Raw genomic sequence first — 18,583 nt, 5'->3', positions numbered from 1 at the left:
TCTTGCCATAGTGCAGAAGAACCGGATTTTTTTAACCATAAAAAGGATTTTATCGAAATTTGTAGAAATATTGTTTGAACAAATGCGAATAAAGAGAGAGTCCACCACCCGTAGAAGGAAGTGTTGTATGAATTTATTTTGGTTGTCTGAGCAATTGATTCGAAGGTTGAGGTATGTGTATAAGTTTATCGTCATCGGTTTGTTGATTTTTATTCCAATGGTAGTGATGTCATATATGTATCAAGGACAATCCAGCGATCTGATTTCATTTAATGCGAAAGAGAGAATAGGCGTAGAATATATTGCTCCGTTGCAAGTGGTCATCACGAATATGCAGCATGGCCGAGGGCTGTATCATATCTATTCATCCAATAATGACGCTTCTGTAAAAGAACAGATAGACAAAAACAATGCTGAAATTGAACAAGCCTTTCAACAGGCTTTTGCAGTAGAGGACAAGCTGGGAAAAGACTTAAAGGTTGAAGGCGCTATGCGTGAAATATACGGGGATTGGCAAAAGATCAGCTCAACCGATGGTTTGGACAGCTATACCAGCTTAATAGACCGAGGCATCAAGCTCATTGCGAAGGTTGGGGACTCCTCGAATTTAATTCTTGATCCCGATCTGGACAGCTACTATTTGATGGACGGAATCATTAATAAAATCCCTTTTGCAACGGAAAAGCTGGCGCAAATCCGTGATTCAGGGGCTGAATACTTGATGGTTAAGTCCATGACACAGGAGCAGCGTGATCAGCTATTGTCTTTGATTTCGCTGCTGAGTTATTCCACGAATGATATTAGCAACGGGATCAAATCGGTCATCGAGCAAAATCCTTCTTTAAGTACGGAGCTTGAAGCATCTAGAATAAAGCTCGAGGAGGAAAGAGACAAATTCACTGAGCTCGTTAATAAAGAGCTGCTGAATGCAGCAGCACTGGAGCTTCCGGCGAGTGATTATTTTCAAATAGCTACGGCGTTTATTCAAAATAATGCAGAGCTATATCATTTGGAGTTAACGTTATTGGACGGGTTAATCAAGAATAGAGTAGATGCCTATGAAAATAAAGCAATGCTATTTAATATTGCCGTTATTATTGGATTTATCATTTTATTATACATATTTATAGGCTTTTATATTTCCGTCAAGAAGTCGATTACGTATATAAATACGTCTCTCATTCAAGTTAGCCAAGGCGACTTAACCAATCGACTTGTTCCCTATACGAACGATGAAGTTGGGGACATCATTAAGCCTATCAATACGGTTATTCATGAGTTTAGAAATATGATCAGCGCAAGTAAAGCTGCGAGCAGTAAGGTTTCTCTATCCTCATCCGAATTAACGAAGGAGATCACGAAATCGGTAGCAGAGATGGATAATATCAATAATAAGATGGTCGAGCTAAGCAGTGGAACGCAAACACAATTCGTCAATTCGGAAGAAAGCTCGATAGCCATGAATGAAATTGCGATTAATATACAGCGCATAGTTGAATCTGCCCAAGACGTTCTTAATGAATCGGCTCATTCGCATCAACAAGCTATTCAGGGCCAGCTTGCGATTGAAGATGCTTTTAACCAGATGAACAAAATTAATCATTCCGTTATAAGCTCTAGTGAATTAGTAGAATTCCTAACAAGCCAATCCGAACAGGTGCAAGGCATGGTTGCCATAATAGCAAAAATCTCAGCTCAAACGAACATCCTCGCGCTTAACGCTTCCATCGAGGCTGCGCGTGCCGGGGAACACGGGAGAGGCTTTGCAGTAGTCGCTTCAGAAATTCAAAAGCTGGCCAGTCAATCGAAGCTGTCTACAGATGATATATCTGAAAAATTAGTGGCGATTACGAATAAAATTAATAGGTTAGGCGAATCGATGAATGACGAGAAGCTAGAGGTGGATAAAGGAATCGAAACGATTAATGGCGCAAACGACATATTCTCTAAAATTTTAGCGTCATCTCAGAAATTAGTAGATCGTGTGCAGCAGGTAACGAATTTAACGGAGCAAATCTCAGCAAGCTCAGAGCAGGTCACCGCATCCGTCCATGAAGTAGCTGATATTGCCAAGCAATCAGCAGAGAATACCAATTACGCATCTGAATCGGTAACTACCCAGGCACGGATGATGAAAACGTTATTAGAGTCTGCGGATGAGTTGCTCCATATGACGAATATCTCCAGAGAGCAGCTTAGTCATTTTAGGATGTAATGCGCTCATGCTTTCGATTTGCCCATGAACCTGATGAACGGGGAGGGGGCTGTCCCAAAAGTGTTCGCACAGTATGGGGACATCCCAATTCTGCTCGTTAACTTGTTCCTAACTATATGCAATTTTTTATCCAGTTAGCTGAGAACCAAGGAGCTCCTGTCATTCGCTCCTTAACCTTACTTTCCACAGGCTTTTTCGCTTATTCCAGCGCTCATTGTTATCGCCGGGACCGATTGCCACCAATATGGCTATTATGATTGTTTATAATGAGAAGGGCTTGCTTGGAGCCCTTATTGCAATGCTTGGAACAGTTCTGCCGTCCATCATTATTATTATTTGGTGTAGGCAGTCTTATCTATAAAATTCATAAAAATGATAGGGTGAAAGCCTCCTTCAATGGCTTGCGGACGATCATTGCCGGGCTGATCATATATACGGGCATTATGTTTGCGATTAATAACGGGATGCTGTCTTCGATGTCCTGGTTTACCTTCAGCCAGATTGTTATTTTTGCGGGATCGCTTTCTGCTTTTCTTTTTTTTCGCAAGCATCCCGTTTCCGTTATTATTGTATTAGGATTAGTAGGTATTGCTTTGTATGGATAGTGCAAGTCATCGTAACGGGAGGAATATAGCGGAAAGGGAGCAAGTGCCGCTAGACGGCGGCGAGTTCTATATGGGATCTAATTCGTACGTGTTTCATTTGCTGGCATCCGAGGCAACCAAGGAGCGTGTTAGGGATGTCCCTCAGCAGGTTCCTTGGTGGCTAGTGGTGGAGGGTGCTTACTGGGCGAAGCCGGAAGGTCCGGATTCCTGCGTAACGGATAGAATGGACCATCCCGTTGTCCATATTTCCTGGCGGGATGCCGAGGCATTCTGTCAATGGTCGGGTACGAGGCTGCCTACAGAAGCGGAATGGGAGTTTGCAGCGAGGGGCGGCCTATCGCAAAAAACGTATCCTTGGGGAGATCTGCTGAAAGTAGACGGCAAGCATATGTGCAACATTTGGCAGGGCAAATTTCCGGTCAAAAACAATGCAAGCGACGGTTTTATTGGAACCGCGCCGGTTCACGCCTTCGAGGCGAATGGCTATGGCCTTTATAATATGTCAGGAAACGTATGGGAGTGGTGCGCGGATTGGTTCAGCCCCGGCTATCATAGACTTACATCGGCCAGCGATCCAATATTCGAGCAGCCCTCTGGTAAACGTTCCATGAGAGGCGGGTCCTATTTATGCCACCGTTCCTATTGCAACCGTTATCGGGTAGCGGCTAGGAGCTCAAATACACCGGACAGTTCAACGGGAAACGGCGGGTTTCGTGTAGCCGCGAGTATTGGTGAAGTATGATAGGCGATTCATCTTAAAAATCCCATGTGTCCTCGACCTTTGAGTTACTGGGTACGATATTAAACAATAAATGCGATTTCGCTAGTAAACGAGTCATTGCGAGCGAATTCTACCTTTGTTAGAGGGGCAAAGACGACATTAAAACCTAGTGTTCTACATAAATATACGTTCTGCATTTATTGCGCTTTGTACACCCTTGCTGCTGCGAAATGGTCCGCATAGAAATAAAATATACGGCTGTTGACTTCCCTCAATCAACAGCGTATTATATTTTTTACAACAATGTATACGCTTACATTCCTATATATACCGGACGTTTAATTATCGGAAGGAGAGGCGCGGATTTAATTATCAGAAAATTCTCTCTATTAAAATCAAGGACGAAATCTTTAATTGTGGGGAGTGAGCCGATTGCAGAAAAAAGAATGTGTAGCCATGCTGCTTGCAGGCGGTGAGGGTAAGAGACTAAGCCATTTGACGTCTAAGTTGGCAAAGCCTGCTGTACCCTTCGGCGGTAAGTACCGGATCATCGATTTCCCTTTAAGCAATTGCAGCAATTCAGGTATTCATACCGTTGGGGTGCTGACTCAGTATCAGCCAATGGTACTGAATGCTTACATTGGGATAGGCAGTTCATGGGATTTGGATCGGAAAAACGGCGGTGTCACCGTCCTTCCCCCTTTTATGGAACAAAGAGGAGGCAGCTGGTATAAAGGAACGGCTCATGCTATATACCAAAATATCCACTATCTTGAGCAATATGATCCCGAATATGTGCTCGTTATTTCCGGCGATCATGTTTACAAAATGGATTACGCCCTCATGCTGCAACAGCACAAGGAAACGCAAGCCGATGCGACCATCGCGGTTATAGAAGTGCCTCTGCAAGAAGCCAGTCGATTCGGCATAATGGATGTGGACAAAGAAGATCGGATTATTGAATTCGAGGAGAAGCCGAAGCTGCCGAAAAATAATCTGGCGTCCATGGGCGTTTATATTTTTACCTGGGATGTGCTCAAGAGGAAATTAATTGCTGATGCCGAGGATCCAACCTCAAGCAATGACTTCGGCAAAGACATTATTCCATCAATGCTGGATAGCAGTAATGCGCTATTTGTCTACCGTTTTAACGGGTACTGGAAAGATGTTGGAACGGTTGAAAGTTTGTGGGAAGCCCATATGGACCTGCTCAAGGAAAATCCTCCATTTACGCTTCATGACCCGAAGTGGCGAATCTATGCAAAAAATCCCAACAAGCCCCCGCATCATATCGCTTCAACTGGCAAAGTTACGGGCTCTCTAGTGAATGAAGGATGTATGGTATTTGGGGAGGTTGACCATTCTGTCCTATTTTACGGTGTACATATCGGTGAAGGAAGCCTGATAAAGGACTCGGTCATTATGCCAGATGCTCAAATCGGGGAGAACGTCACGATCCATAAGGCGATCATCGGCTCGGGTACCGTCATTCAGGATGGCGCATCTATCGGAAGCCCGGAGGATTCGGCGGAAATCACCTTAATTGGCGACAATATGGTCATCTCTTCTCAATTGATATAGGAGTGAATGCGATGAATAATGTGTTAGGAGTCATCAATCTCAGCATCAACCAGCCGCTCTTGCATGAGCTGACATATTCACGGGCTACTGCCACGGTACCTTTCGGCGGCAGATACCGACTGATAGACTTTGTTTTATCCAATATGGTGAATTCGGGGATTAACAATGTGGCGGTACTCGCCCATAACAATTACCGTTCCATCATCGACCATTTGGGCTCAGGGAAGGAATGGGACTTGGATCGAAAATACCGAGGGTTGTTCATATTGCCTCCCAACAATACCAATGTCCCAGGCTTTAATGGCGATTTGCAAAATTTTTACGGTTCCCTCGAATATTTTAACCGCAGCACGGAAGAATATGTTGTCGTTTCAAGCAGTCATATGATCTGCAATATCAACTATACCGAGGCGGTGGAAAACCACAAAAGGACAAACGCGGATATTACTGTGATCTACAAGGAAATGGACGATGGCAGCGAGGACTTCTCGAACCTCATTACGCTTGATTTAGCGGGCGATGGACGGGTCGTACGCATGATGGAGAACCGCCAAACGAAAAGAAGCAACAAAGCATACATGCGCATGATCATAATTAAGAAAGAGCTGCTCATGGATTTGGTCAAAAAAAGCGTGAATCAAAACTACTATGATCTGGTGCGGCATGTCATTATTCGAAATTTAAATGAACTAAAAGTGTATGGTTATGAGTACAAGGGGTATTTGGCCGTCATCAATTCCGTTCAAAATTATTATAAGTACAGCAAGGAGCTGTTAAATCCTGAAGTATGGAAATCCCTCTTCTACCAGCCTGGGGTGATCTACACGAAGATCAAGGACGAACCGCCCGCCAGATATGCGAATAGCGCCGTCGTAAAGAACTCACAGGTAGCTAACGGCTGCATTATTGAAGGGACGGTGGAAAACAGTATTTTGTTCCGGGGCGTTCGAATTGGTAAAGGAGCGGTTGTCAGAAACAGCATTCTGATGCAAAAATGCGTAATCGAAGAGGACTCTTGCCTGGATCACGTTATCCTCGACAAAGAGGTATACGTCACACGCGGAAATAAGCTTTCAGGAGAGGAAACGTCGCCTACGGTTTTTTCCAAGAAGAGCAGAATTTAAATACGGATAGTTAAGGAACAAGAGAGTGCCCCGTGAGGTGCTCTCTTTCTTTATGCTCCTTAGGAGTCTTACTAATGCTTTTTATTTTGTTTAAAATCAAGCACACCTTAACATAACAACAATAATATAATTTTAATCGGTAATTATATATTGTAAAACGATAAATCGTATGTTAAAGTCAATTTAACAATAAATGAGTGAGGTGCTTTTTATGGAACGAGGAACAACACTTTTTTTAAAGATAGCTGTTATTCTTATTGGAATCCCAGTTCTTGCTTTGTGCATATTTTTGGTGCCGGAGATAGGGGATTTTGCAGCAGAACTGTATCCAGATCATGCTTATCTGAAATATCTCGTTTTTATTGATTTCTATGCAGCGGCGATACCTTTTTACTTTGCTTTGTATCAAGCTTTTAAACTTTTAAGCTATATTGACAAGAACGAAGCTTTCTCCGAATTATCAGTACGAGCTTTAAAGATTATAAAATACTGTGCAATCACAATTAGCGGCTTGTTTGTGGTGGGCATGCCGCTCTTTTATCTCGTGGCGGAGAAAGACGATGCCCCAGGAGTCATCGTAATCGGACTGATCCTGATTTTTGCCTCCATGGTGATTGCCGTTTTTGCTGCTGTTCTCCAAAGGCTTTTAAAAGTGGCTATTGATATAAAATCAGAAAATGACTTAATAGTCTGAGGTGATAACATGGCGATAATAATCAATATTGATGTGATGTTGGCTAAAAGGAAAATGAGCGTAACAGAACTTTCGGAGAGGGTTGGAATAACGATGGCTAACCTTTCTATATTGAAAAACGGCAAGGCAAAAGCGATTCGATTATCAACTTTAGAAGCGATTTGTAAGGCTTTAGAATGTCAGCCTGGAGATATATTAGAATACAGAAGTGACGAAGATATCCAAGGATAATAAAGCAGGGATAAATAGCATTGTGAAGAAAAGGAATTGGATATTAGTTTTGTACCATATCACCAGAACGAGGCTGCCGGCATGGAACGGCAGCCTCGTTGAGCTAACTGGTAGTAGTGTTGAACGGCCTGGTGTCACATTTCCTTCTTATCAGTAGCATCTAATTAGTTTATTATCTAATTAGATACTTATCAAAGGAAGTGACCTGTATGATCATTAAAACACTTCCAGACTTTTGGAAATCCTCCAATCTTGAATTCAACAAAATGTTAGAGAATGAAATTGCTGAAGTGCAGCATTTATATTCAGGTAGTCGATATATGAACCAATGGGATGGTAATGAATATGACCCAAAGCATATTGAACACTGTTATTATTCTGGGGATTTACCACCTGAAGGGGACAAGGAGAAATATCGTATTTTTACAATAAGGCACAGCGAAAATAAAGAAATCATAGGGATTTTAAGCGTATACCACGGATATCCAACACTTGATTCTATTTATATTGTTTTTATGTTTATTAGTACAAAATTACAAGGACAAGGGTTTGGAAAAGAGACAGAAGCTCAATTGTGCAAAGAGATTAATAATCTAGGATTTAAGTATGTAAGAGCAAATGTTGCTGTTAAAAACTGGCAAGCGATTAGGTTCTGGACAATGGCAGGCTTCAATGGAATAAGCGGTATATATGGTGACAAAGTGCATTCAGAAAGTACATTTGCTAATATTGAATTAATCAAGACGATATAAAACGAAGTAATTATGTGGAAAAATCATAACGTTAACGGGAAACGATAGTTGAATAACACACATAGAGGAGCAGTCGCTGAGGTGGCCTGCTCATTTTATTTTTGCTTTGAAAATAAGGGTATGGAAAATAAGTGGTAAAATGATGTCTAGTATGAGGGGAAGAATTGATGGACAAAATATTAGTTTTGTTGTATGTACTAGTACTTACTTCTTGTTCAAGTATGCATCTACAAAATGTAGAAGAAGTCGATATATCTAGTGTAATAGACATACCTGATGATGACATAGTAATAATTTTGAATGCGGCCAAGGATAAGTTGCTTCCTGGATTTGCAGGTGTGTATAAGAACAGTGCTGACCAACTTATAATTGGATTGGTCGAGGGTAGTGAAGAAACTCGTCAAATGATATTGAATATGACAATGAAAGATGACAAAATTCAATTCTTTTCAGCGCAGTTCACGAAAGATGTACTAGAACTCCAGATGGAGCGTCTTAACGAAGAACTACCTAATTTACAAAAGAAAGGGTTAGTGTTTAATGATTTTGGTATTTCCACTAAGGATAACAGACTGGTAGTTAATGTACCGCGAGATGATTTAAAAAATTTCGAAATAATTACCGAGGTAATTGAAAAGAAATACATCCTTTTTAGGGTTACAGAAGAATGGAGGGAATTTTAAGCAAGACTTTTTCAATGAGTTGATTTTGTCTCGCTTTGCGATTTAAACTTCATAGTAGAGCGTCCTCCTGGATGATGGGATTTAAAGGGCTATGACCCGTTGCGTACTCCCATCGTACCAAGGCGCTCGTTTTTATGCAAAGCAGAAATTTAACGCTCTACAGAAATGCTAACGAGGAACTATAGCTTAACAATCACAAGGCTGCCGGCATAGAACGGCAGCCTCGTTAAGCTAACAGGCATAATATAAATATAGTTATTTATTCCAACAAAACACAACAAGCAGCTGTTACAATATAAATGATGTACTAGACCTTGAAGGAAGTAGAAAAGTGTTGTGATAATTGAAGCTGAGAAAGTATTATTGCACTATTCGTTCATCGAGCCGATTATTGAATTCATTAGACATAATGAAAATATTACATTTAGAGTGACAAACAAACCTGACAACAGGAAGTACTTGTTACGAATACATAAACCAATATCTGAGGGGCTTTCAGGAATACAACATACTCGAGATGGATTACAGTCAGAAATGGTTTTTCTTCGAGAATTAGATCGAAAAAACATACTGATAGTTCAGAGACCTGTAATAAATCAAGAAGGTGAATTGGTTACTGAATATACTTCTGATCAATTTGGTACCAGCTTTGCAACTCTTCTAGAATGGATCGAAGGTTTGACTCTTACCTTAAATGAAGACAGCATAGATCAAATTATCTATAGATTAGGGGAAAACCTCGCCAGTTTACATGGATTTTCACAAACGTTAAAGCCATTGGAGTTACATAGACCAGTCTACAACGCCAAAAGAATTGATGAAGCGTTAACAGAACTTCGACAGGGTACAAAGAATGCTGTCCTCAATCAGGAGGATTATGAAGTTATTAATAGCGTTCTATCCATAGTAAAAGAACAGTTAGCAGAATTGGATTCAAGGGAAAACTCCTGGGGATATATTCATGCTGATTTTCAACTGGGAAATGTCATTTTGTCAGAACAAAATCCTTCCCTAATAGATTATTGCTTATTTGGTTACGGATACTACTTGTTTGATTTGGGCAGTGCTTCTTCAATGCTTAAAAGTGAGTTAAGAAAAACGTTTTTGGAAGGTTATGCTTCTAAAACAAGCTTTTCGTTTGATGAGATTCGGTATATTGAAGGACAAATATTTATGGATATTTTCATCAGTTATGTATTTTTTATTAATGATTCTGAGAAGAACGGTTGGATAAAAGACCACGCTTCAAAAATATGTAGCACGCTGTGTCGTGATTTCCTCGAAGGAAAAGAGGTATATTATTCGTTCTAGAGAATTAGGAACATATATACTATCTATATATTAATTATACAAATCCTGTTACTAATATGTATTCCTCTATTAACGCTGTTTCAATAGAACCAAACTCTAGTAACTCGATAAGCATAAATGTTAAACCAAGACCATCAGATCAAAAAAGTGAAAAAATATTTTATATAGAGGCAAAAGAGTAATCATTAAAAAAAATTATCCTTAATGGCGAGGAGATTAACACTTCATCAATCCCTTCTATACAATAAGAAATGAAAAAAGGAGACGAAACAAACTAAACCAGCAAATGAGATTGTAATGTTAGAAGAAAGCTCAGAGTGAGAGGTGGGGTGACAGTTTGAATGAAAAGAATCTTAACTCTTGTATTAATAACATGTTTAATAGTTAGTTTTAGTGTACTAAGCCCTAATAAGGTGTTCGCATGTAGTTGTGGTCATTCAAGCATTGAACAAAAATTTGAGGGATCTAGCGTCATATTCACAGGTAAGTTGGTTAGTAAAGATAAAGAAGGCGGGAATATTTTTAATGTGGAGAAGGCCTGGAAAGGCAATCTTGCTGATGGTTATGTATTTAGTGGTTTTAATGGTATGTGTGGGACTGAATTTGAAGTAGGAAATACATATTTAGTTTATACCAACCATGTTAAAGGCAAAGAATTAACCGGTCTTTGTAGCGGCAATAAACTGATTAATGAGGCGAGCAAAGATATTCAAGCCCTAGACCGATTATCTGAACCCGAATGGAAAGATAAATATATACTGATATTACTTTTTGCATTTGCATTCGCAGCAGCAATCTCAATAATATTTTGGAGAGCTAAATTGCGGTTTAAAAAATAACGTTCACTAAATTAACGGAGATTGATAGCATTACTACATAAAAACGGCAACCGACATATGGGTTGCCGTTTTCTCGACTAACGGGCAGTAATGTGAGTGGGAAATGATAGAAGAGCAATCCATAAGAAACTTTCTTCAATAAAGCATAATATACTAAAATAAATGATAACCGTTTGGAACAAATCGTGCGATGGATATACAGAAATGAAAACAACTCCCTCTTGTAGAAGGGCTTAAGAAAAGGAGAAATAAAAATGGCAGCTTCAAATAAAACTTTAAAAACTTGCGAACATGGACACCAATTTTATAAAAGCAGCGATTGTCCTTCCTGCCCGACTTGTGAGCAAGAACGCAAACCTGACAACGGATTTCTTTCCCTTCTTTCGTCGCCGGCAAGACGCGCATTGGAACACAAAGGAATAACTTCTTTGCAAGAGCTCTCAAAATATAGTGAAAAAGAGATCTTGCAAATTCACGGTATGGGGCCCAAATCTTTACCTATACTTAGGACGACTTTAAAGGAAAATGGATTATCATTCAAAAACTAAATGATGACCATTGGATGCCAGTAATTCTACCTTCAATTCATGCCGCAGGATCTAGGTATACTCGGTGCTTGCAATTAAGAGATCTCGATCGCTGGATTCGTCGTGTACACGACTGGGAAATGATCGCCCTGAAGAATATCACCGGCCTTCACGTTCACATAATCATGCATCGGATGGTTCTCGGACGGTTCGTATCGGGTATGGCCAGGCATGTAGTGGACCGCAATTGCCCGACGATGCAATTCGGAACGGTTATGCGGGCTGCCGTGCCAAGTCATGCAGTGGTGGTAGCCGACTTGACCCTTCTTGATCTCGAATGGCACAGCCTTCACATCGGTGCCTACCGGCAGCAACTCGGGCTGCTTATGGAACGGCATGAAGTTTTTGTCGCTGGCCAAATATTTCTGATGGTTGCCCCATTTGTGGCTGCCGGGAACCATCCACATACAGCCGTTTTCGATTATGGCATCGTCCAGCGCCACCCATGCACTGACGAGATCGGCTGGTTGTATGATTGGCCACAGAGGATGATCCTGGTGCCAGCCGGTCGGTCCGCCGGATACCGGGGGCTTATATTGGACCTGGTCATGCCAGATTCGAACGGTGTCGGTGCCGGATAGCTGGGCGATTTCGAAAACCGTCCTGCTCAAACTGATTCACTTGCGCTTTCGTTAACATGTCCCAACGCACCCCCACTAAAATGAAGTTGATTTTGTATGCGCTTTAAATATACATTAGGTGCAATGAGTCGTATTTAGACAAATAACGAAGAGATTTACGTTTTTTCAAGATTTCAATTTACAGGAGGGCTGATCTGTATGCATCTGGGGTCGCTGTTTGACTGCAGCCCGACGGTGAATTTCGCCAGCCGCGACGCAGCCAATCCGAACGTGCAGTGGGGACCTCGGTTCATCCCTGACTGGCAATTTTTTTATGTCATATCTGGTGTTAAATCCGTTGCCCAGGTAGTTTTAAGTTGGCTAACACATAGAGAAGTCGTTGTAATTCCAAAGTCGGTTCGAAAAGAAAGAATTATCTTCGATTTGCTGGTTGAAAGGGTGTGTTATTTTAGAGAAGTAACGGCCAAGAGTCCTATTCAGTTCCAAAAAACAACTGAGACTTCAGGAAGCCCGTCGCCTGCTGTTAACCGAGTCAGCAGATGCCACTGATGTGGCATTCCGAGTAGGCTATGAAAGCCCCTCGCAACCGAAACCAGATAAGGGAGATATAAAAAAGATGACCCTGATGAATTCAAGGGTCATCTCCTGGCAGCATACTCCGCAGTGGTTTGTTTAAACTGTTCACAATCCGGTCAGTGTTAAGCTCTGCCGGAGGGCAACAAAAAAATAAATTGAACGCAAAATAACGCTATGATATAATCAATAGCGTTACTGACAAATTATTATAAGGAGCGTATTCAGTTTTATTCCTACTTTAATTGTACATCCGGAACTTTAATTTGTCAATGCTCTTTTTTGTCCCAGAAAAAGGAAAAAGGAGTGTGTTCAGGGAGATGGAAGCGAAGGGTTGGCGGCAGGAACAGGAGCGGCTGGAACGGGTCAGGAACAAGCTGCAGGCAAGAATCGCTGAACTGGAGCCGGAGGTTGCCGGACTGCACGATCAGGCTACGGACATCCGCAAGCGGTTTTGGGAAGAAGTTACGATCAACACAAGCACGTACGAAGATTTCGAAGAGACCTTCTACACGATTAACCAGCAGTCCGCGGTATTAGCCGAACGGGAGCGCGGCCACAAGCTGTTGACGCAGCAATGGAGTGGCATGAACCGTCTGCTCCCGTCTCCTTATTTCGGACGCATCGACTTTCATGAGGATGGCCTGGACCTCAGCGAGCAGATCTATATCGGCGTATCTTCCTTCGTCGACGAAGAAGGATTGAGCTTTCTGATCTATGACTGGCGTACGCCAATCGCCAGCCTGTACTACGACTACTCCCCCGGCCTGGCGTCATATGTCACGCCGGCCGGACGAATCGAAGGGACGATGGAGCTCAAACGGCAGTTTCAGATTCAAAACGGGCAAATCCGCAACATGTTTGATGCGAACGAAACGATCGGAGACGAATTGCTGCAGCAAGTGCTCGGCAAAGGTGCGGACTCGCAAATGAAGAGTATTGTGGCAACCATCCAGAAGGAACAAAACGCCATCATTCGCAATGACAAAAGTCGGATGCTTATCGTACAAGGGGCAGCCGGCAGTGGTAAGACTTCCGCGGCATTGCAGAGGGTGGCATACTTGCTGTACAAACACCGCCAGACGATCAGGGCGGATCAGATCGTTCTTTTTTCACCGAATCCGATGTTTAACAGTTATATCTCCACCGTCCTTCCGGAGCTCGGTGAAGAGAATATACAGCAGACGACTTTTCAAGAATATCTCGACTATTGGCTAGGTTCTTCGTTAAGGTCGGAGGATCCCTTTGATCAGATCGAATATGTACTGACCGCACAAGGAGCGCCGGGGTATGAGGCTCGTCTTCAGGGGATCGAGTATAAAGCTTCCGAGGCTTTCCTGCAAGCCCTGCAGAACTATGGAATGTGGTTGGGGCGGGAAGGCATGCGATTCAACGGTATTCGTATTCGGGACCGCGATTTGATTACCGCGGAGCGAATGAGAGCGAAATTTTACGGTTATGACCGTTCCCTGACTTTGCTCAATCGTGTCGTTCTGTTGCAGGAATGGCTGCTCAATGAACTGGCTTCGCTGGAACGCATGGAACGGAAAGCGCCTTGGGTAGAGGAAGAGTTGAATTATCTCGACACCGAGCAGTATGCGGAAGTCTTCGGAATGCTGCATAAAGAGAGGGAAGTATTCGACGTTGCGGAACAATTCGCCACCGTTCGCGAGAAAATGAACAACAAGCGCCGGGAAGATGAAGGCGACTTTAACTTCTCCCGGAGGGAGGAAGATCTGCTCCGCCGAAGGATCGTGAAGGAAAGCTTTAAACCGCTAAGGAAAAGTGTGAAGAAACTCTCGTTTGTAGATGTCATAGGCATATATGGCCAATTGTTTGTCGATGAAGCTGCTTATCGGGAGAAAACGAATGGGGCTGTCATCCCCCCGCAGTGGCCTGAAATATGCAGGCAAACCAAGGAAACGCTGCTCCGGAACGAGTTGTTCCACGAGGATGCAACTCCGTATTTGTATGTAAAAGAACTGATTGAAGGCGTCCGGACGAACACGGAAATCCGGTATGTCTTCGTTGATGAGGGTCAGGATTATTCGTCGTTTCAATATGAATATCTAAAAAAGCTGTTTCCCCGTGCCCGGATGACGGTGCTCGGCGATTTCGGGCAAGCGATCTTCATGCAGGCTACAAGTTTGGACGCATCCGATTCGCCGCTGCTCCGCCTTTTCGGCGAAGCCGAAACAAGCCTTGTCTGCCTGGTACGCAGTTATCGTTCAACCAGGGAGATTGTTGCATTTACGAAATCGATGCTTCCAGGCGGAGAAGAAATTGTACCGTTTGAAAGGGGAGGCCAAAAGCCCATTCTGAAGAGACAGGACAGCAGGGAGAAGCGTGATGCGCAGATTCTGGCAGACATCGCGGCGCTCATGGCCGAGGGCTTCGATTCCATCGCCGTCATTACGAAGACCGCAGCCGAAAGCCGTGAGGTCCATGAATCGTTACGGATTCATGGAGGTGAAGCTCTGCAGCTCATTACGAAGGAGACGCTGGGTTTTGAAAAAGGAGTGATGGTCATTCCTGTCTATCTCGCCAAGGGTGTCGAGTTCGATGCAGTCCTGGTCTATGACGCTTCGCTCGAAGCTTACGGCCGGGACAACGAACGCAAGCTTCTTTATACGGCGTGTACGCGGGCCATGCACCGGCTTCATCTTTACACGACAGGCGATTGGTCGCCGTTCGTGCAGGCATTGCCTGCGAATTTGTACGAGAAAGCGCCAAATTGACGGATCGGGATGACGTCGGCCGTGATCAGCTGCTGCTCATGATTCAGCAAATCTTCGGAGCCGTCATCAAGGGCGGCTGTAAGCAAGAATCCCGCGACGACTCCTTTTTCTGCGTGCCTGTGTCCACCTGCGACCAGATCAATTTGTTCCAAGACCATTATTTTTATCCATAAAACGCTCGATGAGCAGAAAGCAGGGACATATGTCAGCCCCTATGCAAACAAAACCGATTCCAGTCGGCGGTGACGACTTCTCGCTAAAAGCCATTCTGCCGCAGCTCATGGCGATTATTGTCGCCATGATCATGGTTATTCTGGACAGCACCGTCGTCAATAATGCCATTCCGAAACTTGTTGAATACTTCGACACCGATCTGAAGACGATCCAATGGACCGTTACGGGCTATACGCTGGCCTTATCCGCCGTTATCCCGCTTGCAGGCTGGATGACCGATAAATTCGGCTCCAAGCAAATTTTCATGATTACAATCGTCCTGTTCACAATCGGCTCCGTGCTGTGCGGCATCGCGCAAACGCCGGAACAGCTGATCATTTACCGCATCATTCAAGGCTTGGGCGGCGGCATGGTGGGTCCGATCGGGATGGCCATGGTGTTCAAGCTCGCGCCACCAGGGCGCCTCGGATCCATCATGGGGGTACTCGGCATCCCAATGCTGATGGCGCCGGCATTCGGTCCGGTGCTATCCGGCTGGCTGGTCGATTCTGTCAGCTGGCACTGGATTTTCATCATCAATCTGCCGATCGGCATTATCGCCTTCATTCTCGGATATAAATATTTGCCGAAATCCGATCGCCATGCGGCGCCGCATCTGGACGTCATCGGCATGTGCCTCGCGCCGATCGCCTTCTCCATGCTGGCGTACGGTGTAAGCGAAGGCGGTACCAGCTGGTCCAGTGCTTCGACGATCACGGGCTTGACCGTCGGCGGCATTGCACTCATCCTCTTCATCTTCGTGGAACTGTCACAGAAGCAGCCGCTGCTGGAGCTGAAAGTGTTCAAGTCGTCCGACTTTACACGCAGCATCATCTTGACGTGGATCGTACAGCTCGCGCTGTTCGGCGCAATGCTGATCGTGCCGCTGTACCTGCAAAGCGTCATGCACTACACCGCGCTTGAAACGGGTTGGATCCTGATGCCTTATGCGCTATGCGCGGCAATCGGCATGCCGATCAGCGGCCGGTTGTTCGACAAGATCGGCGCGCGTCCGCTCGCCTTCGCCGGTCTTGCCGTCGTATCCATTTCCCTGTTCATCTTATCAGGCATATCGGTGGATACCTCGCTGTGGGTTGTCATCCTGTGCATCAGCATCATGGGTCTTGGCATGGGCTTCTCCATGATGCCGCTCAACACGCATGTCCTGAACTCTGCGCCTCGCCGTCTGGTGAGCCGCGTTACACCGCTGACAACAGCAGCTCAGCAAGTCGTCGTCTCGTTCGCGGTTGCGGGCCTGACGGGTTATCTGACGACGCAAATCACTTCCCACGCCGCAGGCGCGGGAGCGGACGCAAATCCGCTGAACGCAGTCGTCGCGGGTTACGGCGACACGTTCTTCTTGTCCGCCTGCCTCACGACTGCGGGCGTCGCACTGACGCTCCTTCTGCGCAAACCGAAGCAGCAGAAAGAAGATGTAACCGCCAGCGGGGACAATCCGGACCCGGCGACGATGCTGGGTCACTAGGCGTCTCCGTTTGGTTGACGAAATACCAGATAACTAGAAAGTAAGCTCTTCAGCCCTTTCACTTCCCAATTGGAAGTTGGAAGGGTGTTTTTGTGTTTCGGGACTTTTCCCATTTGAAGATTATTATGAATGCATTTGTTTATTTTTTGTAAATAGGATTGAATGAGAATGAAAGATAAAGATAGAATAAAATCAACTTTCGATATCATATTCAAATTCATATCCTACACCATGCCAGCGGTGATGCTTTATTTGGATCTTGGAGCGCTTAGAAACCTGTTTCAGAATGTGAAGAAGGAAAAGGAGCAATCAGTCTAAATGGATCCTAATCAAAAAGAGGCACAAAGAGATGTGAAAAAGGGGAAAGTTGTAGATCTTCTAGAAGTGTTACGTGTATCCACAAAACTGGGGCTCACCTCATTTGGGGGACCGATCGCACATCTTGGTTATTTCCATAACGAGTACATACGCCGTCGAAAATGGATGGATGAACGAAGTTACGCCGATTTAGTTGCACTTTGTCAATTTCTCCCGGGACCGGCCAGCAGCCAGATTGGAATCGGTATCGGTATTGTAAGGGCAGGACTGCTGGGGGGGATAATAGCATGGTTAGGCTTTACACTGCCCTCAGTCATCGCATTAGTAGCGTTTGCTTTCCTGATTCAAGGCTACGATATTGGCAGTGCAGGTTGGATTCACGGACTAAAGATTGTAGCTGTTGCGATTGTAGCCCATGCTATTTTAGGAATGGGGCAGAAGCTTACACCGGATCGAGACAGAGTCACAATAGCTGTAATCGCTGCAGCGATTACATTGTTATGGCAAACCGTCTACAGCCAAGTGTTTATCATTATTGCTGCAGGTGTTATAGGGTTGATGCTATATCGGAAGAAAGCAGCGGAGGGGACTCCTGAGCTTCAAATTGCAATCAGTCGAGTTATTGCCGTCATATGTCTAGTTTTATTTTTTGGTCTCCTAGTTGCACTTCCGCTTCTTAGACAATCGGTTGAAAACGGCTGGCTGGCGATGTTTGACAGCTTCTACCGCTCTGGCTCTTTGGTGTTCGGTGGAGGTCATGTCGTGCTTCCGCTTTTAGAGCGTGAAGTCGTTCCTACGGGTTGGGTTAGCCAGGAGGATTTTTTGGCAGGGTACGGGGCCACGCAGGCTGTCCCAGGTCCAATGTTCACATTCGCAGCCTACCTTGGGGCGATGGCTGGAGGCATATCAGGAACGGTCGTTGCGACGGTAGCCATATTTTTGCCAGCATTTCTTCTTGTTGTCGGTACGCTCCCGTTTTGGAATGGACTAAGGAACAGTCCGAAAGTACAAGGAGCATTAGTGGGAATTAATGCCGCTGTGGTTGGTATTTTATTAGCTGCTTTATACGATCCGCTATGGACTACCGCGATCTTGGATCCAATGGATTTTGTACTAGCAAGCGTTTTGTTTGTAATGCTGGTTTTTTGGAAGCTCCCCCCATGGATAATAGTGCTGACAGGTGCTGCAGGGGGAATGTTGATGGGGCTCTTGTAGCAAAAGAACGGGTAATGGAACGGGCAACTGTTCATTATCCGTTTTTTATTTTGTACGGACTAAAGCTTTAGAGAAGTGAAATCGGACTGATACCGTTTCTAGCAGACGGACATACT

At 44.3% G+C, this 18,583-nt stretch carries 17 protein-coding genes and 3 pseudogenes; 19 read left to right on the top strand and 1 reads right to left on the bottom strand.

The features are described 5' to 3' along the window. The first annotated feature begins 127 nt into the window (after window positions 1-127). From AC1TPC_RS16670 to AC1TPC_RS16615, 12 genes and pseudogenes are all read left to right on the top strand, one after another. A complete protein-coding gene (locus AC1TPC_RS16670; RefSeq protein WP_482067947.1) occupies window positions 128-2,215 on the top strand; it encodes a methyl-accepting chemotaxis protein in 2,088 nt (695 codons plus the stop codon). A gap of 281 nt (window positions 2,216-2,496) precedes the next feature. Next, window positions 2,497-2,820, top strand: coding sequence for a chromate transporter (locus AC1TPC_RS16665; protein ID WP_482067946.1), 324 nt, complete (start codon window positions 2,497-2,499; stop codon window positions 2,818-2,820). Between the two features lie 82 nt (window positions 2,821-2,902). Then, a pseudogene (locus AC1TPC_RS16660) lies at window positions 2,903-3,562 on the top strand (formylglycine-generating enzyme family protein); the annotation flags it as partial. 411 nt (window positions 3,563-3,973) lie between these two features. Next, a complete protein-coding gene (locus AC1TPC_RS16655) occupies window positions 3,974-5,122 on the top strand; it encodes a glucose-1-phosphate adenylyltransferase (protein WP_482067945.1) in 1,149 nt (382 codons plus the stop codon). 11 nt (window positions 5,123-5,133) lie between these two features. Next, window positions 5,134-6,246 carry a glucose-1-phosphate adenylyltransferase subunit GlgD gene (gene glgD / locus AC1TPC_RS16650; RefSeq protein ID WP_482067944.1) on the top strand — a complete coding sequence of 371 codons (1,113 nt, stop codon included), beginning with the start codon at window positions 5,134-5,136 and terminating at the stop codon, window positions 6,244-6,246. 211 nt (window positions 6,247-6,457) lie between these two features. After that, window positions 6,458-6,940, top strand: coding sequence for a DUF2975 domain-containing protein (locus AC1TPC_RS16645; RefSeq protein ID WP_482067943.1), 483 nt, complete (start codon window positions 6,458-6,460; stop codon window positions 6,938-6,940). Between the two features lie 9 nt (window positions 6,941-6,949). Then, window positions 6,950-7,171 carry a helix-turn-helix domain-containing protein gene (locus AC1TPC_RS16640; RefSeq protein ID WP_482067942.1) on the top strand — a complete coding sequence of 74 codons (222 nt, stop codon included), beginning with the start codon at window positions 6,950-6,952 and terminating at the stop codon, window positions 7,169-7,171. 209 nt (window positions 7,172-7,380) lie between these two features. Beyond that, window positions 7,381-7,923 carry a GNAT family N-acetyltransferase gene (locus AC1TPC_RS16635; protein ID WP_482067941.1) on the top strand — a complete coding sequence of 181 codons (543 nt, stop codon included), beginning with the start codon at window positions 7,381-7,383 and terminating at the stop codon, window positions 7,921-7,923. Window positions 7,924-8,090: 167 nt separating this feature from the next. Beyond that, the gene (locus tag AC1TPC_RS16630) at window positions 8,091-8,606 is read left to right on the top strand and encodes a hypothetical protein (RefSeq protein WP_482067940.1); all 516 of its coding nucleotides are present in this window, start codon (window positions 8,091-8,093) and stop codon (window positions 8,604-8,606) included. Window positions 8,607-8,942: 336 nt separating this feature from the next. Next, complete coding sequence (locus tag AC1TPC_RS16625) at window positions 8,943-9,917, top strand: phosphotransferase enzyme family protein (protein ID WP_482067939.1); 975 nt, start codon at window positions 8,943-8,945, stop codon at window positions 9,915-9,917. Window positions 9,918-10,258: 341 nt separating this feature from the next. After that, window positions 10,259-10,756 (top strand): hypothetical protein, encoded by a 498-nt coding sequence (locus AC1TPC_RS16620; protein WP_482067938.1) that lies wholly within the window; start codon window positions 10,259-10,261, stop codon window positions 10,754-10,756. Between the two features lie 254 nt (window positions 10,757-11,010). Further along, entirely contained in the window at window positions 11,011-11,304 is a 294-nt protein-coding gene (locus tag AC1TPC_RS16615) for an RNA polymerase alpha subunit C-terminal domain-containing protein (protein ID WP_482067937.1), read from the top strand. A 74-nt stretch (window positions 11,305-11,378) separates the two neighbouring features. Here AC1TPC_RS16615 and AC1TPC_RS16610 read toward each other — a convergent pair whose 3' ends face one another. After that, window positions 11,379-11,954 carry a phytanoyl-CoA dioxygenase family protein gene (locus tag AC1TPC_RS16610; protein WP_482067936.1) on the bottom strand — a complete coding sequence of 192 codons (576 nt, stop codon included), beginning with the start codon at window positions 11,952-11,954 and terminating at the stop codon, window positions 11,379-11,381. 300 nt (window positions 11,955-12,254) lie between these two features. Here AC1TPC_RS16610 and AC1TPC_RS16605 point away from each other — a divergent pair. The 7 genes and pseudogenes from AC1TPC_RS16605 to AC1TPC_RS16575 form a co-directional block, all read left to right on the top strand. Continuing rightward, window positions 12,255-12,350: pseudogene (locus tag AC1TPC_RS16605) on the top strand (aldo/keto reductase); the annotation flags it as partial. Between the two features lie 18 nt (window positions 12,351-12,368). Further along, a pseudogene (locus AC1TPC_RS16600) lies at window positions 12,369-12,600 on the top strand (helix-turn-helix domain-containing protein); the annotation flags it as partial. Between the two features lie 217 nt (window positions 12,601-12,817). Further along, complete coding sequence (gene helD / locus AC1TPC_RS16595) at window positions 12,818-15,235, top strand: RNA polymerase recycling motor HelD (RefSeq protein ID WP_482067935.1); 2,418 nt, start codon at window positions 12,818-12,820, stop codon at window positions 15,233-15,235. Next, window positions 15,232-15,408, top strand: a complete 177-nt coding sequence (locus AC1TPC_RS16590) for a hypothetical protein (RefSeq protein WP_482067934.1) — start codon at window positions 15,232-15,234, stop codon at window positions 15,406-15,408. The genes helD and AC1TPC_RS16590 overlap by 4 nt, the downstream gene beginning before the upstream one ends. A gap of 29 nt (window positions 15,409-15,437) precedes the next feature. Beyond that, a complete protein-coding gene (locus AC1TPC_RS16585; protein WP_482067933.1) occupies window positions 15,438-16,934 on the top strand; it encodes an MDR family MFS transporter in 1,497 nt (498 codons plus the stop codon). 168 nt (window positions 16,935-17,102) lie between these two features. Then, window positions 17,103-17,252 carry a hypothetical protein gene (locus tag AC1TPC_RS16580; protein ID WP_482067932.1) on the top strand — a complete coding sequence of 50 codons (150 nt, stop codon included), beginning with the start codon at window positions 17,103-17,105 and terminating at the stop codon, window positions 17,250-17,252. Then, window positions 17,253-18,467 (top strand): chromate transporter, encoded by a 1,215-nt coding sequence (locus tag AC1TPC_RS16575; RefSeq protein WP_482067931.1) that lies wholly within the window; start codon window positions 17,253-17,255, stop codon window positions 18,465-18,467. The last annotated feature ends 116 nt before the right edge of the window (window positions 18,468-18,583 follow it).

It is taken from the genome of Paenibacillus sp. Y280 (assembly GCF_056786335.1).
Note: the sequence above shows the minus strand (reverse complement) of the source record. Positions and strands in the feature narration are given on the sequence as shown.

Bases quoted from the DNA above. Each gene is read 5' to 3' on its own strand.
- AC1TPC_RS16670 (WP_482067947.1), top strand. From the start codon at position 128: ATGAATTTATTTTGGTTGTCTGAGCAATTGATTCGAAGGTTGAGGTAT.
- glgD (WP_482067944.1), top strand. From the start codon at position 5,134: ATGAATAATGTGTTAGGAGTCATCAATCTCAGCATCAACCAGCCGCTC.
- AC1TPC_RS16575 (WP_482067931.1), top strand. From the start codon at position 17,253: ATGGATCCTAATCAAAAAGAGGCACAAAGAGATGTGAAAAAGGGGAAA.
- AC1TPC_RS16635 (WP_482067941.1), top strand. From the start codon at position 7,381: ATGATCATTAAAACACTTCCAGACTTTTGGAAATCCTCCAATCTTGAA.
- AC1TPC_RS16630 (WP_482067940.1), top strand. From the start codon at position 8,091: ATGGACAAAATATTAGTTTTGTTGTATGTACTAGTACTTACTTCTTGT.
- AC1TPC_RS16615 (WP_482067937.1), top strand. From the start codon at position 11,011: ATGGCAGCTTCAAATAAAACTTTAAAAACTTGCGAACATGGACACCAA.
- AC1TPC_RS16640 (WP_482067942.1), top strand. From the start codon at position 6,950: ATGGCGATAATAATCAATATTGATGTGATGTTGGCTAAAAGGAAAATG.
- AC1TPC_RS16580 (WP_482067932.1), top strand. From the start codon at position 17,103: ATGAAAGATAAAGATAGAATAAAATCAACTTTCGATATCATATTCAAA.
- AC1TPC_RS16585 (WP_482067933.1), top strand. From the start codon at position 15,438: ATGTCAGCCCCTATGCAAACAAAACCGATTCCAGTCGGCGGTGACGAC.
- AC1TPC_RS16620 (WP_482067938.1), top strand. From the start codon at position 10,259: ATGAAAAGAATCTTAACTCTTGTATTAATAACATGTTTAATAGTTAGT.
- AC1TPC_RS16645 (WP_482067943.1), top strand. From the start codon at position 6,458: ATGGAACGAGGAACAACACTTTTTTTAAAGATAGCTGTTATTCTTATT.
- helD (WP_482067935.1), top strand. From the start codon at position 12,818: ATGGAAGCGAAGGGTTGGCGGCAGGAACAGGAGCGGCTGGAACGGGTC.